Raw genomic sequence first — 13,644 nt, 5'->3', positions numbered from 1 at the left:
GAGACGGCCTCAGTGATTAAACGGCAGCTAGCGGGTTGGTCAGGGTGTGCTGCAAACGATAGTTGGAATACTGCATCAAATGCATGCGCAGTAACGAACGGGTAGGCCATGGATCCTCGACAAAGGCCTGCCGCTCGACCTCCCACACCTGCGGCGAGACCCGCTCGCGCACGGCGGCAAAGGCGTTTTCGGTTTCCTCGCGCAATATTGCCCACAAACGTGTGTTGTCCATGCCGTACTCCTTGGTCAGCCACAGGGCCATTTCATGCAAGTGGGTGAGGAACGCGGCGTCCAGTACAAACATGCGCACCGGCTCGATATCGCCGCTAAATACCGTAGGCAGAATGCCAGGCTGCACATGCGGCTGTAACGTATAACCGCGTTCTTCCAGCAGGGGGGCGTAGGTTCTGCCATCGCCAAAATCGCGGATCAGCAGGCTGCGCGGCACGCCATCGGGTGAGAACAGCACCATGGTGTTCTGCTGGTGCGCTTCGAGCCCGATACCGTACAGCAGATAGATTGCCACCACGGGGTGGGTGACGACCTTGGCATAGTGGCGAAACCACTGTTCTACGCTGGCGGCGTCGGCACGCACCCCGTCGCGTTCGATCAGGTCGGTAAACAGCGGCCGACCGCTGCCCGGTAAACGGGTGAACAACGAAGCCACGGTGATCGGCAGACGCTCATCGCTGCGTTCGAACGCTTGCCGGCTGGCACGAAACACCACGGACAGGTGTTTTCCCGGTACGTCGTCCTGGGTGATTGCGTGGCGGTAGCGCACGCCGATTTCTTCCGGGAAGATTTCCAGTTGCTGGTCGAAACCGTTTTCGGCTTCCAGGATTTGCGTGATCACTGTGCTGATGCGCGGCCCCATATGGATCGACTTGGCTTGCAGGCTGCGCAACTCGCTGGTCATCCACAACGCGATGGGCAATTTGATCAGCGGTGCAGCGTGGTCCAGGACCGGCATCATCGTGCGGTATGACATGGTCGGCAGCGTCTGAATATCCGGCCCCTCAGTGATCAGCAGGCCTTCTTCGATTTCCGCAGCAAACGTCTTGAGCACATAGGCCTGCAAGTGCCAGACATGAATCGGCAGGGGCAGCCATTGCGTTTCATCCAGGCCTTTGGCGTTGAGCGCCGCTTTCCATTGCTCCCAGTGTGCCGGGAAATTGCTGGCGAACCAGGCGTGGTAGTTGGTCACGTGAGGCATGCTTTCGCTTTTGGCCATGTCGGCACGCAAGGCGGCTATCCGCAGGGGCACCTGGGCGTTGAACTCCGGAGACAGTTGCTCGACCTCAGCGTCATTCAGCCCGGGGCGGGCTTTCCAGGTCGGGTAGTAGGGGTGGCCTTCCAGCGAGCCCCACTGATCCAGCAAGATCGCGGCGTCCTTGGTGCTTGCATGCCGACGCAGGTAATCGGTGAGGCTGCTGAGGCCCTGGCGTTGAGCGGCCTGCGCCAGGCGCGCGTTCCAGTGTTGGCGGAACTGACGTGCGTGGGCGTCGTTCAGCAGGCTGTTTTCCATATCCGACTTGAGACCGGCCACACCTTCGTCGCTGGGCTCGAAGTCGAAACTGTCGCGCAGTACATCCAGCAGGTCCTGATGGCGGGTGATCACCTGGCGCACGCCTTCGGCCGTCAGTAGCACCACGTCGCCGTCATTGACCAGCGTGTCGGCCGGGCCCAGCGCAATCTCGGAGAAAAACAGCTGCGCGCCGTTCTGCTTGAGCGGGTAGGTGGCCTGCTGGCCGTCGTGGGTAAACGCCAGCGCCGAACGATCCAGGATATTTTCCGCAAACAAGCAACGAATCAGCCGGCGCAGGGCGTTCTTGCGGGAGTAGGCGATCAAGGTGTTGAGGTCATCCATATCAGCTCTCTGCTTGTTGAGTCATTCATTAAAAGGGTTATGCCGTGCGAGGCCATTGGCTCGGGAAGTAATCCAGCGCCGAGTCGCGCAGGCCTTGCATGTAGGCAACGCTCCAGTGCAGGACTTCTTCGATATAGGGCACTTTCAGTTCAAAACGCCTGGCCATTTCCACCAGCAGCACCAGGCCATAGGCGACGTCTTCGTTGAACGCACGGCTCTCACGCTCGATCACATACCCGGCGCGGTTATCACCGGCTGGCACCATGGGCGCGAGGATGTCGTTGTAGGCCTGGTTGGTGCGCAGAATGGACAACATGCTGCTCTGGTCGCGAATCTGATCGCCGTACGCCTCGACGATTTCCTGTTTCAAGGATTTGACGGACGACAGGTCGACGCCCATGCGCGCACTGATGACCGCGCACAGTTCCTGGCTTTCCTGATCCATGCGTTCCAGGAAGTAGGCGCCCAGTTCGGGGCACTCCGTCCACCAGCACAGGCGCTGGGGAAAGATCTTGCGGTGCCATTGCCCGTAGGGGCCGATCAACCCGTAGATCACCGAGCTGTGCATGATCGGGTTACCGGGCGTCAGGGTGATCTCCAGGTAGTGATCGAGCAGCGTGACGCAAGGGCCGTAGAGGCGTGTGAGGATGTCGTGCAAGTGCTGGCGCGACACCTGGGATTCGCGGGCATGGGTCGCGACATATAACTGGCTTTTGCCGCCGCCCATTTTTATCGACCTACCGGGGGTGAGATCGAAGGCGGTATGAGGTACGTCCTTCATGCCCCAGATCACCAGGTTCGGGTGGTTTGCCAGTGTGGCCTCGGCCAGCCAGTCGAACCCGCAGAAGCCCGGAATCGCACCGATGTACACCGGTTTGCTCGTGCTCAAGTGCGGCGCGATGGCCTGCAGGGTTTTGGCACGGGCATGGGCTGGCACCGTGATGATGACGATGTCGGCGTCTTCGACGGCGGGCCTGGCCTCGGCGGTCACCCGATCCAGCCGGGCGTTCAATGTGGAGCCGTCCGGCAGCAGGGCCTGGAGCGGCACCTGCCGCGTGTGGTGGTCGACGACTTCCAGGTTGCTGGTCAGCAGCGAAACCTGGACGTCAGGCAGTTGCTTGAACAGAATGGCGTTGAGATGACCTGTTCGGCCACCGCCGCAAATGGCGACTTTCAGCGGTTTCATTCAGAGGCGCTCCTTGGTCGAAAGAGGGTCATGCGACGCTCAGTTGCAGCGGGGCGGAGCTGGACTCCTGCCAGTGGTTCTTGCCCAGCCAGGCATCCAACTGCGACGCGACGCCGGGGTCGAGCAAGTCGCGTTCCTCCAGCCACTTATCATCGAAGACCGTGTGCAGGTATTTTTCGCCGCCATCGGCAATCGGCACTACTACATTGCCGCTCAGTACACCTTTGTGAATCAGCTCCAGGGCCTTGAAAATTGCGCCACCGGTCGAGCCGCCTACCAGCAGGGCGAGGTGGCGGGCGATATAGCGCGAGGTCTCGAAGGCTTGTGAGTCGGTGACCTGCACGCCCAGGTCGATGCAGCTGTAATCGAGCACCAGCCCCACTGTGTCCCCGGCAGGCGTGCCGGTACCGGACTGATAGTACGGATAGCCGGGATGCCCGAAAACGATGGAACCTGCGGGCTCCACCGCCACGGTCACAATGTCGGGGTTGTGCTGTTTAAGGCCTCGGGCAATCCCGGTCATCGACCCACCGGTACCGACGCAACCGACATACGCGCCGATCACACCTTCGGCCTGAACGATGGTTTCCCGCACAAAGTCGCTGTAGCCGCCGGCGTTGGCCGCGTTGTCGGACTGGTTCATGAACACGGCCCCCGGGATCTGCTCGGCGAGTTCGGCCGCCAGGCGCTGGCGCTCTACCACCGCGACTTCATCTTCACGATAAGTTCCCGCGACAAACCGAATATCGGCGCCCAGTGCCTTCATCACCGCGATCTTGTCCTGCGCCGCGTGATGGTCGACCACGGCGATAAATTGCAGGCCGAATTCGACGGCGGCCATGGCCAGGCCGATGCCGGTATTGCCCGACGACGACTCAACCACCACGCCACCTGGTTTCAAGCGTCCGGACTTGAGCGCGGCGAGTACCATGTTGCGCGCCATGCGGTCCTTGATACTGCCGCCGGGATTGTTTTTCTCTATCTTTAATAACAACCGGGCATCAGTGCCCGGAATATAAATACCCAACATAGGCGTATTGCCGATCAGCTCGGAAACTTTAGTCAGTATCATATGAAGTACTTCCTTTAGTCGTCAGGTGAAAACGCGTAGTTACCGTACGTGCAACAGGTCGCCACCATTCGCCGGGGCAGGGGGTGACGATGGAACTCATTCTCCAGTAAGTCCATTTGATAGCCGGCGGTGTTGGCATAAATTAATAAGTCGCCGGCCTTGGGGGAAGTCGTGAAGTTGATCAGGCGGTGGGTGATGACGTCATCATCCAGGCAACTATGCCCGGCAATATAGGCTTGCATTGGTGTGGCGGATGTTGGCGCTGAGCTGATTAAAATCGGGTCGACCAGATATTCCGACGCGAACCATGTTTCGCAGGCACTGAAGCTGCTGCCTTCGACAAATAACACCGTTTTGTTATTGGCCAGTTTTTTGCTGCGTGTAATGCGAAATACCGAAATTGCCGCTTGGTCCACCAGACTTCGGCCCGGCTCCAATGCCAGGGTTATGCTGTTGGCTTTCAAGTACTGGGCAATGTTTTGTCGCGGCGAGAAGGCACTTTCCAGAAACAACGTTAACCATTGGCTCGCCGTCAAGTTGCTGCCGTAAGGGTAATAAGACTTGGGTACTGACTGGTTGTAATAGTGATTGGGCGTATTGTCGTTTTGTAGAAAGCGCTCGTAGGCGTGTGGCTCGACATAGCGGATGGGCAAACCTCCGCCGATATCGATCATGGTCGGAGCCAACCCCATCGTCCGAGCCACATCGACGAAATCGGTCACTTCACGAAAGGCCTGTGCTCGAGATTCGAACCCATAGCCACCGAGGTGGAAATGGAAACCCTCGAAGTCAAAAAATGCCCTGAGTCCGGTCAGTAAGTGCAAGCACACCAGCAGGTCCGCGGCCCCCATTCCGAAGCGGCTGGTCCCACAGGCTTTAGGCCTGTAACGCAGTAAAACCCTGGCCTTTATGGCCTCGCTGCTGGCTTCGACCAGTGTTTTCAAATGGTCGAACTCTTCCAGCGAATCCACGCAGATCAGTGCACCGGCATGGACCAGCGCCCGATGAAAATCCTCGGTTTTGGCCGGGCCGGTGGCACACAACTGAGCGGCCGGCACACCGGCGCGCAGTGCTGCTTGCATCTCGTAAATGCTGGAAACGTCGACGCCGATACCGGACGCCTTGGCTGCGCCGAGTAAACATTGTGACTTGTTGGCTTTGGCGCCATAGAAGATCGCATGTCGGACTTCATGCTGTTCCAGCACGGATTGCAATGCGCCGGTGTTCAGTGCAAAGGCGTGTGGCCATACAAGATTCAGGGGGGAGCCGTGTTGCGCAACGAGTTCAAGCAGTTTGTCGGGTTGGCTATGTAACAGCTGTGCGATACATGCGTCCAATAATGGATTAAGCATTTTCGAAAGATGAACTTCAGTGCGCGCTTCATTGAGGCGCGTTATTTCAATAGACATAACTATCCCCTGGCGCTTATAGCGTCGTCATTCATATTTAAATCTCTGGAAGAGATCGATGAATGTGGTCTTGTCGTTCGTCGTGTTTTTAACGCTTATGCGTTTGGCGGTGGATGCCACACGAATCCTGCAGGCGAAACTGTGGCTTTGATGGTAATAACCGGTTCATAAAACAATTGCATAAGAACCCCATTCCATAAGGTTTATACGGGTGTAGCTATCGGCCACTAACTGCCGTTTTTCTTGATCTGACTCACCGCTGAGTGATGGTTAAATGATGTCGAGAGGCCATACTTTCGGTGAGCGTTAAGACTTGCCTAGGATCATGAAAAGTTTCTCTTGGCGGCGTGAACAATATTGCTACCGAGAACGATTATCAAGTAAGGTTTTCAAATATTTCTAATTGATCCCGGCCGAACAGCGTTGCGCGAACGTGTATTTGCACGCTCTTGCGGGCGTTCGTACCAAGTTTGAAAGCGTTGTTAATTCATTGATCAATAAGGGGTTAAACGTTGATCGGCGAGGGCGCTGACAGAGGCGCAATTCAGCCGCCCCGAGGCCCCTGAAAATTTTGCAAAAACCACGACTGATGCACGCCAAGGAGAACTGCTATGAACACTGATCGTCCGATCACGACTGCCCTGCTTCCCATCAGCTACCTGTTCGTTCCGGGGAACCGTCCGGAGCGCTTTGCCAAAGCGGCTGAGGCCGGAGCGGATGCAATCATCCTGGACCTTGAGGATGCGGTTCATCCCGATAGCAAAGCCGCTGCTCGAGCTGCCATCTGGACGTGGCAGGAGAGTGCGCCAAGTGTGGCGTGCCAGCGGTTTATCCGGCTCAACAGCGTCGGCAGCGCGTTGTTCCGCCAGGACCTGACGTGGTTGGGCGACATGCGTTACCCCGAGCGTTGCACCGGGGTATTCCTGCCCAAGGCCGAGGCGCCGCAAGCTTTGGCGCGGGTGGTCGAGCAGTTGCTGGCGTGGCAACCCCAATTGCACATTGTCGCGATCATCGAGACGGCCAGAGGCTTGCAGCAGGTGGAGGCGATTGCTGCGGTTCCCGGCCTGTCACGCCTGGCCTTTGGCTCGCTGGATTTTTCCCTGGATATCAATTGCGGCCAGGTGCCTGAGGCGTTTGTGTACGCACGCAACCGCATCGTGCTGGCCTCTCGCACTGCAGGTTTGCCGGCGCCGATCGACGGAGTCACACCGGCGATCAACGACCTGGCGGTGGTCGCCCAGGACTCGCTCTACGCTCGCTCCCTCGGGTTCGGGGCCAAGCTGTGCATCCATCCCGCGCAGTTGGCGACGGTGCAGCGCGCATTTCTACCCGATGCGCAGCAATTGGCCTGGGCGGGTCGGGTGATGAGTGCCGTGGCCGGGGGCAGCCATGCGGTGCAAGTTGACGGCGAAATGGTCGACCTGCCGCTGATCGAGCAGGCGCAACGCCTGTTGGACATGGCCCGCCGACACGCAGCGGTCGCCAAGACCGGAGCTTGCTGAACATGCTGCCAGGACAGGAAGGGGCCATTGCGCAGACCTATCAGATTGCGCTGCGACCGGTGTGCGAAGTGCTGCAATCGGAACAGGTGGACCCGGCGAATGTGCAGTGGCTATGCGACTCGATTATCCGCGCAGGGCATTGGCTGGAACCGATCATTGTCGAGCGCTCGCAAGGCATCGTGATGGACGGTAACCATCGCCTGAATGCAGCGTTGCAGTTGGGTCTGTGTCGGGTGCCGTGCATCCAGCTCGACTACGCGGACCCACGGGTGTGCGTACGGCACTGGCACACGGGGCACGCGTTCGAGGTCGCGCGGATTTTCAACACCATCGCCCGCGGCGAGATCTTTCCGTACAAGACCACACGGCATGTGTTTGATCCGGCGCTACCGGTCATCGCGATCCCGCTGGATCGCCTGTACGAGTGAGCCGTGCAAAAAAATCAGGTGGGTGGGTGATACTTTTTCGCACGTCGACTGGCATTAGGAGTGATTCCCATTTTCTCTCGTTGAAAGGATCCTCTCGTCATGCCTGTTGCCAGTCGGCCCTGCGGTGAACGCGCGTTAACCCTCGCTATTCGAACCGCCCTGTTGAATTTCGTCATGGTCGCAGCGGGCGCCAATGCCTGGGCTGAGACACCAACGCCTGCCGCCACGGATGACAGCACGCCCAGCCTGACCCTCGACACCACCACGATCGACGGCCGCTACAACGGCCCGACGGCGTTGCCCGAAGTCCTCCCCGGTGGACAGGTGGCGCGCGGCGCGCGGCTGGGCATGATGGGCAACAAAGACGTGATGGACACGCCGTTCAGCGTCACCAGCTACACCGCCAAAACCCTCGCCGACCTGCAAACCGTTACCGTTGCCGATGCCCTGGAACGCGACCCCTCGGTGCGCTCGACCGGCCAGACCGGCGGTATCGTCGATTCGTTTTTCATTCGCGGTTTCGCCATCGGCGAAGGCAACCTGGGTGAGCTGGCCTACGACGGTGTGTATGGCGTAGCCCCCAATTACCGGGTCTTTACCGAGTATGCCGAGCGTGTCGAAGTGCTCAAGGGACCGGGTGCCTTGATGTATGGCATCTCGCCCAACAGTGGCGTGGGTGGGGTCATCAACATCGTTCCCAAACGGCCGCTGGAGGAAGACCTGACCCGGTTCACCGGTAGCTACGCGTCAGATTCCCAGGCGGGCGGGCACCTGGATATCAGTCGGCGTTTTGGTGAGGAAAACCAGTTCGGCGTGCGCTTTAACGGCAGCCTGCAGGGCGGCGACACGGCGGTGAACGACCAGCATCGCGACGTAGGGATCGGTGCGATTGCCCTGGATTATCGTGGCGAGCGGCTGCGCCTGAACCTGGACTACATCAGCCAGAAAGAAAGCTTCGACGGTGCCTCACGCCCGTTCACCATCGCGCCGGGCGTTGACGTGCCATCCGCCCCCAATGGCCGCACCAGTCTGCCGCAAAAGTGGGGTTGGTCGGATACCAAGGAACAGTCCGCATTGCTCGGCGGTGAATATGATCTGAGCGACAACCTCACCGTTTTCGCCCATGCAGGGGGCGGCAAGTCGGATGTGAAACGCATGTCCGACCAAGTGCCGCGCATCCTCAATGACGCGGGTGACACCAGCAACGTCCCGGGCTATTACAAGTTCAACGTCGACCGTTCTACCGCCGATGTGGGGATGCGCGGGCTCTTCGCCACCGGGCCGGTAACCCATACCACCACGCTGATGGCGACCCGTTACCAGGATGAGCTGTCGCGGGGCATCAACAACGGCACCACAATCCTCTCCAATATCTACCACCCGGTGGACACGCCCAAGCAATACATCAACACGCCCAAGGTGCTGCGAATCTCCGAGTCGGAGTTGTCCGGCGTGGCGTTGACCGACACCTTGGGGATGCTGGATGACCGTTTCCAACTGACCCTGGGCGTACGCCGGCAGTTTATCGAGTCGCGTAACTACAATGCCGCCGGCACCGTCAGCTCGCGTTACAGCGCCAACGCCACCACGCCGTTGCTGGGTGTGGTGGTCAAGCCTTGGGAGGACGTCTCCCTCTACTACAACTACGTCGAAGGGCTGAGCAAAGGCGATGCGGCACCGGGCACGGCGAGCAACGCCGGGGAAACCTTTGCGCCGTATGAGTCCAAGCAGCACGAACTGGGGGTGAAGTATGAACACGGCACCTTCATGACCACACTGGCGCTGTTTCAGATCGAGAAACCTGCCGGCGAACTGGGCGCCAATGGCGTGTATTCGGTGCAGGCCGAACAGCGCAACCGTGGCCTGGAACTCAGCGTGTTCGGCGAAGTGGCCACCGGCACCCGTTTGATGGGGGGCGTGACCTTCCTCGATGGCGAGCTGACCAAGTCGGCGACTGCCGCTAACCAGGGCAACAAGCCGGTCGGCGTGCCCGATATCCAGGCCAACCTGTGGGCGGAATACGACACCCCCTGGCTGGAAGGTTTCACCCTCACGGGTGGTGCGATCTACACCGACAGCCAATACGTCAACCAGGCCAACACCCAGGAACTCGACGCCTGGACCCGCATTGACGCCGGTGCGCGTTACGCCACCAAGATAGAAGGGCGGCCGACGACATTCCGCGCCACGGTACAGAATGTGTTCGACCGTGAGTACTGGTCCGGCGTGGCCTCTTATGGTGCGTTTTCCCCGGGGTATCCGCGTACCTTGCAACTATCGGCGACCGTCGATTTTTGACGGGCGCCGGTATGGAGCAATCATGCACCAGCAATAAGCTTAAGCCTTGCTGGCCACCCGATCGTCACTGACCCGAATTCGCCATTGCTCAACGGTGCGCAGGGGTTTACAGCCCTTGCGCTCTTTGTTGGTGTGGCTGCTCGGCGGCGTCACGGTGTCCTGCGATCATTGCCCTTTGAGCGCGATTGCCACTGCTGCTGAAAGTGAAGTCGTGGCCCTGCCGATCAGCGTCGAAAGCTGATGGCTATCATCGAAAAGTGCGCCTTGGGATGCGTTGACATCGTAGCCAGCCAGGGCCTGTGCGAGTGGCTCCGGGAGGCCGAAATTGATTAACGCAGAGGCGTAGTCAGTTTCAGGCAAGTTCTTGTAGGGAATGTTCCTACCCGTTTGCCGAGAAACCTCGGCTGCGAGTTCCGATAACGTCCAGGCGCTGTCACCCGCCAACTCGTAGACCTTCCCCTCTTGATCGTCGCGGGTCAGCACGACGGCAGCGGCCTGGGCAAAATCTTCCCGTGTCGCCGCGGCAATCTTTCCATCACCTGCACTGCCGATAAATTCACCGGCCGATAACGCGCCAGCGATAAAGCCGGTGTAGTTCTCGGTATACCAACCATGACGCAATATCGTGAATGCCAACCCCGACGCTTTGAGCTCGGCTTCCGTTTGCCGATGCTCCTCGGCGAGGCTCAATGAAGAGGTATCCGCGTGCAGTACACTGGTATAAACGACGCGACTCACACCGGCCTGCCTTGCAGCGTTGATGACATTTCGATGCTGTGAGAGTCGCTTACCTATTTCGCTTGAGGAAATGAGTAGAAGCGTGTCGACTCCGCTGAGCGCCGCGACCAGGGTTTGCGGATTGTCATAGTCGGCAACACGAGCCTCCACGCCTAGATCACTCGCCTTGTCAGGGCTGCGCACCAGCGCGACCAGGTTGGACGCGGGTACTTTTTGCTTGAGTTGCTGGACAACGAGGCGGCCAAGTTGGCCGGTGGCTCCGGTGACGGCGATCATGAGGGGTTCCTTTTACAAAAAGTGATAGAACAGGCAGAGTAGGGCCTTAACTAACTTTTCGTAAGTACGTACCTAAAGGTAAGTAAACATGCCGGATTCCGAGCCCTCTGGAGCAACCCGTCCCGCAACAGTGGCCAACCGACTGCGCAGCGGTGAATTATTCGACCCGGATTGTCCCTCGAGGGTCGTGCTCCAGCACGTCAGCAGCCGCTGGGGAGTATTAGTATTGGTGGCCTTGCTCGCGGGTACGCATCGCTTCAGCGATCTGCGTCGCAAGATTGGAGGCGTCAGCGAAAAGATGCTTGCGCAGACCCTCCAGTTTTTGGAACTCGATGGTTTCGTCCTGCGCAAATCCTATCCGGTCGTGCCGCCTCACGTTGAGTACAGCCTCACCCCTATGGGAACTGAAGTAGCCCGCCATGTCGAAGGCCTGGTTGACTGGATCGAAGGCAATCTGCCAAAGATTCTGGAGGAACAACGCTCTCGCCAGATTTCATAACGGGCTTGCGACCTATTGATCACTCAGGCGGGACCTTAGGCAAGAGTCCCTCCAATCCGATAGTCAGGCGGTCAGTTCCCGATTCATGGCAACAATGTCCTCGTGTGTGAAATGGCCACCGGGCGTCATGAACGTGGCCATCAGGGCATCCCGGTTTTGAGGCGCCCTCAACTTATCTGCCGCGCACAAGGCTGCCTTCAGCGCTGGCAACTTCAGTTCGGTGCAATAGGCAGGTGTACCGGGTTGCTGACGCCACGAGTCTTCAAGGCTACCCGCGGCAAGCGCGGTGAAGCCGGTGTCCTCTACAAGATCTTGCGCGATCGCTTCAGCATTGATGTCACCGCCAGCTACAGGTAAGGCTATGCGTGAGGAAGACCCGACCGGTTGGCCGTGGTCGGCAAGCGTTGCTGCGAGGACGGCATTCCATGCCTTAACCACCGGGCGGCCAATCTGCTCGCTTACCCAAACGCTTTCGGGCTTGCCGTCGTCCACTTCTTTGATCGCTCCGTCTCGTCCTGGATAGTAATTGGAGGTGTCGATGATGACGACCTTCTCGGGAAGATTGCTCAATGTTTGCCGCAGATCCGGGTACTTTGCAAAGGGGATAGAGAGGATTACGGCGTCCACGTCGCACACCGCGTCTTCTTTGGTCACCGCGTGTACACCGATTTTGTTGGCAAGGTTCTCAAGGGTATGAGGGCTCTTTGAATTTGCCAGTTTGACTTCATGGCCGCACGCCGCGAGCTTACGGGCAAGCGTTGCGCCAATGTTGCCTGCGCCGATAATTCCGATTTTCATTTCAATTGGATCCTCACCTACGAACAATAATCAAGCTATCAAGCCGTGCCGATCAATCCTGGGCGCTGCGAGATGCCATCGGGTGACCGCGATGGCAGCAGAGGCTACTCACACGGTTGACATCATTCTGCCGGTGGTTTGTATCCCGCCAGCATTTTCAGCACATCATCATGTGATCCGCTTGCTTCAGCAAACCGTAAGGGCTTGGCGCGCTCGACGACAAGTTCCCGTGGGGTCGGAGAGATCTCGAGCAGTTCGAAGACTTCATCCAAAAACGCCTCCAGGGGCATGGCGTGTTCGTCGTTTTCCTGCCCAAGCAACGTGGTACGTACCCCCGGTGGTGCAAGCTCTATAACCTCAACCGGCGAGTTCTCCAGCTGTACTCGAAGACTTTGAGTGAACGAGTGAACTGCAGCTTTGGTTGCGCTGTAGGTCGGTGTGGCTGGCAGCGGTACGAATGCCAGCGCCGAACTGACATTCACAATCGTTGCACTGGGTTGCTTGATCAGTTGGGGAGTGAACGCGTAAACCATACGAATCGTGCCAAGTAAGTTCGTGGTCACGATATCTTCGGCCGTGCTCAGGCTTTGCGGATCAGTCAGATCCTCCCAGTGCATGATCCCGGCGTTGTTTATAAGGACGTTCAGATTCGGATGGCTGGTCGCAAGCGCTGTGCAGCTGCGCTGGATGGATTGTGGATCGCAGACGTCCAGCACGACGGATTCAATCCCCGGATGCTCCGACACGATCTTGTCGAGCAGAGCCTTGCGACGTCCTGCAATGATGACGGTGTTGCCCGCCTTGTGAAGCCTGAGCGCCAGACCGAGGCCGATGCCTGAGGTGCCGCCAGTAACCAGAATCGTGTTGCCAGTGCTGTTCATAGTAAACTCCAGAAACGACGCTTAAACGGACAGGTGTCCGCTTGATCAAAATTACCGGACAATTGTCCGATTAGCAATGCAATGAAGGAAAACTTTGTCCATGACTGACGAATTGGTGATGCGTTCTGACGCCAAGAAAAACCGCGAACGGATACTGGAAGTCGCTGTGCTCGAGCTGACCAGCGATCCTGCGGTTGCGTTGAGCACGATCGCGAAGAAGGCCGGGGTGGGGCAGGGCACGTTCTATCGCCACTTCGCCACCCGAGAGAAACTGGTATTCGAGGTCTATCAATTCGAGATGCAACAGGTGGCATCGTTGGCGCAACAGCTTCTCGCGACAAAACCGCCCAAGGAGGCCCTGCGGGAATGGATGGACAGCCTCGCTGAATACGCAATGACAAAGGCAGGACTCGCTGCTGCGATTCAACAAGCTGCGTCTGTTTACGAGTTCCCAGGGAAATCGGGATACGCTCCAGTCCAGGCCGCCGCCGAGTTGCTTTTGAGGGCGAATGAAAAGGCCGGAACTATTCGTAGCGGGATTACCAACGACGATTTCTTTCTAGCCATTGCTGGCATATGGCAAATGGATGCCCAGAGTGAATGGCGCTCGCGTCTCGCCAGATTGATGAACCTGGTGATGGATGGTCTGTGCGCTGGCAGCCCCGAGAGCCTGAAGAAAAACGTGTAGCC

At 58.4% G+C, this 13,644-nt stretch carries 12 protein-coding genes; 5 read left to right on the top strand and 7 right to left on the bottom strand.

From position 1 onward, the window contains the following. Positions 1-16 precede the first annotated feature (16 nt). From PspCFBP13509_RS23555 to PspCFBP13509_RS23540, 4 genes are read right to left on the bottom strand one after another with little or no spacing between them, the layout of a single operon-like run. The gene (locus tag PspCFBP13509_RS23555) at positions 17-1,867 is read right to left on the bottom strand and encodes an IucA/IucC family protein (RefSeq protein ID WP_137212772.1); all 1,851 of its coding nucleotides are present in this window, start codon (positions 1,865-1,867) and stop codon (positions 17-19) included. A 37-nt stretch (positions 1,868-1,904) separates the two neighbouring features. Beyond that, positions 1,905-3,053, bottom strand: coding sequence for an NAD/NADP-dependent octopine/nopaline dehydrogenase family protein (locus PspCFBP13509_RS23550; RefSeq protein ID WP_065926100.1), 1,149 nt, complete (start codon positions 3,051-3,053; stop codon positions 1,905-1,907). 28 nt (positions 3,054-3,081) lie between these two features. Then, positions 3,082-4,125 carry a PLP-dependent cysteine synthase family protein gene (locus PspCFBP13509_RS23545; RefSeq protein WP_065939576.1) on the bottom strand — a complete coding sequence of 348 codons (1,044 nt, stop codon included), beginning with the start codon at positions 4,123-4,125 and terminating at the stop codon, positions 3,082-3,084. A 14-nt stretch (positions 4,126-4,139) separates the two neighbouring features. Then, on the bottom strand, positions 4,140-5,534 hold the full coding sequence (locus tag PspCFBP13509_RS23540) for a Y4yA family PLP-dependent enzyme (protein ID WP_242001097.1): 1,395 nt from the start codon (positions 5,532-5,534) through the stop codon (positions 4,140-4,142). A gap of 611 nt (positions 5,535-6,145) precedes the next feature. On the opposite strand from PspCFBP13509_RS23540, the gene PspCFBP13509_RS23535 reads away from it, so the two are divergent. The 3 genes from PspCFBP13509_RS23535 (at position 6,146) to PspCFBP13509_RS23525 (ending at position 9,762) form a co-directional block, all read left to right on the top strand. Continuing rightward, positions 6,146-7,036 (top strand): HpcH/HpaI aldolase/citrate lyase family protein, encoded by an 891-nt coding sequence (locus PspCFBP13509_RS23535; RefSeq protein WP_065926103.1) that lies wholly within the window; start codon positions 6,146-6,148, stop codon positions 7,034-7,036. A 2-nt stretch (positions 7,037-7,038) separates the two neighbouring features. Next, positions 7,039-7,464: a ParB N-terminal domain-containing protein gene (locus tag PspCFBP13509_RS23530; RefSeq protein WP_065926104.1), complete on the top strand. Its 426-nt coding sequence runs from the start codon at positions 7,039-7,041 to the stop codon at positions 7,462-7,464. A gap of 99 nt (positions 7,465-7,563) precedes the next feature. Further along, entirely contained in the window at positions 7,564-9,762 is a 2,199-nt protein-coding gene (locus PspCFBP13509_RS23525; protein ID WP_074845749.1) for a TonB-dependent receptor, read from the top strand. Positions 9,763-9,927: 165 nt separating this feature from the next. Here PspCFBP13509_RS23525 and PspCFBP13509_RS23520 read toward each other — a convergent pair whose 3' ends face one another. Continuing rightward, the gene (locus PspCFBP13509_RS23520) at positions 9,928-10,776 is read right to left on the bottom strand and encodes an SDR family oxidoreductase (RefSeq protein WP_065947793.1); all 849 of its coding nucleotides are present in this window, start codon (positions 10,774-10,776) and stop codon (positions 9,928-9,930) included. Between the two features lie 88 nt (positions 10,777-10,864). Here PspCFBP13509_RS23520 and PspCFBP13509_RS23515 point away from each other — a divergent pair, with 88 nt between their 5' ends. Next, positions 10,865-11,275 (top strand): winged helix-turn-helix transcriptional regulator, encoded by a 411-nt coding sequence (locus PspCFBP13509_RS23515; RefSeq protein ID WP_074845758.1) that lies wholly within the window; start codon positions 10,865-10,867, stop codon positions 11,273-11,275. A gap of 63 nt (positions 11,276-11,338) precedes the next feature. Here PspCFBP13509_RS23515 and PspCFBP13509_RS23510 read toward each other — a convergent pair whose 3' ends face one another. After that, positions 11,339-12,073 carry an NADPH-dependent F420 reductase gene (locus tag PspCFBP13509_RS23510; protein WP_074845762.1) on the bottom strand — a complete coding sequence of 245 codons (735 nt, stop codon included), beginning with the start codon at positions 12,071-12,073 and terminating at the stop codon, positions 11,339-11,341. Between the two features lie 122 nt (positions 12,074-12,195). Beyond that, positions 12,196-12,954 (bottom strand): SDR family oxidoreductase, encoded by a 759-nt coding sequence (locus PspCFBP13509_RS23505; protein ID WP_137212771.1) that lies wholly within the window; start codon positions 12,952-12,954, stop codon positions 12,196-12,198. A gap of 100 nt (positions 12,955-13,054) precedes the next feature. Here PspCFBP13509_RS23505 and PspCFBP13509_RS23500 point away from each other — a divergent pair, with 100 nt between their 5' ends. Then, positions 13,055-13,642 carry a TetR/AcrR family transcriptional regulator gene (locus PspCFBP13509_RS23500; RefSeq protein WP_065926110.1) on the top strand — a complete coding sequence of 196 codons (588 nt, stop codon included), beginning with the start codon at positions 13,055-13,057 and terminating at the stop codon, positions 13,640-13,642. The last annotated feature ends 2 nt before the right edge of the window (positions 13,643-13,644 follow it).

This window comes from Pseudomonas sp. CFBP13509 (assembly GCF_005233485.1).
Classification (GTDB): domain Bacteria; phylum Pseudomonadota; class Gammaproteobacteria; order Pseudomonadales; family Pseudomonadaceae; genus Aquipseudomonas; species Aquipseudomonas marginalis.
The sequence above is the reverse complement of the archived record's forward strand: the minus strand, read 5'-3'. Positions and strand labels throughout refer to the sequence as shown.

What these genes read in the sequence shown, in the direction of transcription:
- PspCFBP13509_RS23555 (WP_137212772.1), bottom strand. Translation starts at nt 1,867, where the DNA reads ATGGATGACCTCAACACCTTGATCGCCTACTCCCGCAAGAACGCCCTG.
- PspCFBP13509_RS23550 (WP_065926100.1), bottom strand. Translation starts at nt 3,053, where the DNA reads ATGAAACCGCTGAAAGTCGCCATTTGCGGCGGTGGCCGAACAGGTCAT.
- PspCFBP13509_RS23545 (WP_065939576.1), bottom strand. Translation starts at nt 4,125, where the DNA reads ATGATACTGACTAAAGTTTCCGAGCTGATCGGCAATACGCCTATGTTG.
- PspCFBP13509_RS23540 (WP_242001097.1), bottom strand. Translation starts at nt 5,534, where the DNA reads ATGTCTATTGAAATAACGCGCCTCAATGAAGCGCGCACTGAAGTTCAT.
- PspCFBP13509_RS23535 (WP_065926103.1), top strand. Translation starts at nt 6,146, where the DNA reads ATGAACACTGATCGTCCGATCACGACTGCCCTGCTTCCCATCAGCTAC.
- PspCFBP13509_RS23530 (WP_065926104.1), top strand. Translation starts at nt 7,039, where the DNA reads ATGCTGCCAGGACAGGAAGGGGCCATTGCGCAGACCTATCAGATTGCG.
- PspCFBP13509_RS23525 (WP_074845749.1), top strand. Translation starts at nt 7,564, where the DNA reads ATGCCTGTTGCCAGTCGGCCCTGCGGTGAACGCGCGTTAACCCTCGCT.
- PspCFBP13509_RS23520 (WP_065947793.1), bottom strand. Translation starts at nt 10,776, where the DNA reads ATGATCGCCGTCACCGGAGCCACCGGCCAACTTGGCCGCCTCGTTGTC.
- PspCFBP13509_RS23515 (WP_074845758.1), top strand. Translation starts at nt 10,865, where the DNA reads ATGCCGGATTCCGAGCCCTCTGGAGCAACCCGTCCCGCAACAGTGGCC.
- PspCFBP13509_RS23510 (WP_074845762.1), bottom strand. Translation starts at nt 12,073, where the DNA reads ATGAAAATCGGAATTATCGGCGCAGGCAACATTGGCGCAACGCTTGCC.
- PspCFBP13509_RS23505 (WP_137212771.1), bottom strand. Translation starts at nt 12,954, where the DNA reads ATGAACAGCACTGGCAACACGATTCTGGTTACTGGCGGCACCTCAGGC.
- PspCFBP13509_RS23500 (WP_065926110.1), top strand. Translation starts at nt 13,055, where the DNA reads ATGACTGACGAATTGGTGATGCGTTCTGACGCCAAGAAAAACCGCGAA.